1 rRNA gene is annotated in these 1,174 nt (G+C 54.7%); it reads right to left on the bottom strand.

What is annotated here, in order from left to right:
• Position 1: 1 nt before the first annotated feature.
• Positions 2-1,174: ribosomal RNA gene (locus M3152_RS17730) — 23S ribosomal RNA — on the bottom strand; the annotation flags it as partial.

A 1,174-nucleotide genomic window follows, 5' to 3' on the forward strand; every position in this document is an offset into this window, starting at 1 on the left:
TAAGGTTAAGTCCTCGATCGATTAGTATCCGTCAGCTGCACGTGTCGCCACGCTTCCACCCCGGACCTATCCACCTCATCTTCTTTGAGGGATCTTACTTACTTGCGTAATGGGAAATCTCATCTTGAGGGGGGCTTCATGCTTAGATGCTTTCAGCATTTATCCCGTCCATACATAGCTACCCAGCGATGCCTTTGGCAAGACAACTGGTACACCAGCGGTATGTCCATCCCGGTCCTCTCGTACTAAGGACAGCTCCTCTCAAATTTCCTGCGCCCGCGACGGATAGGGACCGAACTGTCTCACGACGTTCTGAACCCAGCTCGCGTACCGCTTTAATGGGCGAACAGCCCAACCCTTGGGACCGACTACAGCCCCAGGATGCGATGAGCCGACATCGAGGTGCCAAACCTCCCCGTCGATGTGGACTCTTGGGGGAGATAAGCCTGTTATCCCCGGGGTAGCTTTTATCCGTTGAGCGATGGCCCTTCCATGCGGAACCACCGGATCACTAAGCCCGTCTTTCGACCCTGCTCGACTTGTAGGTCTCGCAGTCAAGCTCCCTTATGCCTTTGCACTCTACGAATGATGTCCAACCATTCTGAGGGAACCTTTGGGCGCCTCCGTTACACTTTAGGAGGCGACCGCCCCAGTCAAACTGCCCACCTGACACTGTCTCCTGCCCGGATCACGGGCAAGGGTTAGAAGTCCAATACAGCCAGGGTAGTATCCCACCATTGCCTCCTCCGAAGCTGGCGCTCCGGATTCCAAGGCTCCTACCTATCCTGTACAGGCTGCACCGGAATTCAATATCAGGCTACAGTAAAGCTCCACGGGGTCTTTCCGTCCTGTCGCGGGTAATGCGCATCTTCACGCATATTATAATTTCACCGAGTCTCTCGTTGAGACAGTGCCCAGATCGTTACGCCTTTCGTGCGGGTCGGAACTTACCCGACAAGGAATTTCGCTACCTTAGGACCGTTATAGTTACGGCCGCCGTTTACTGGGGCTTCAATTCGAAGCTTCGCTTGCGCTGACCTCTCCTCTTAACCTTCCAGCACCGGGCAGGCGTCAGCCCCTATACGTCACCTTACGGTTTTGCAGAGACCTGTGTTTTTGCTAAACAGTCGCCTGGGCCTATTCACTGCGGCTCTCTCGGGCTTTAACACCCTAC

The sequence above is a fragment of the Sporosarcina luteola genome (assembly GCF_023715245.1).
Taxonomy (GTDB): domain Bacteria; phylum Bacillota; class Bacilli; order Bacillales_A; family Planococcaceae; genus Sporosarcina; species Sporosarcina luteola_C.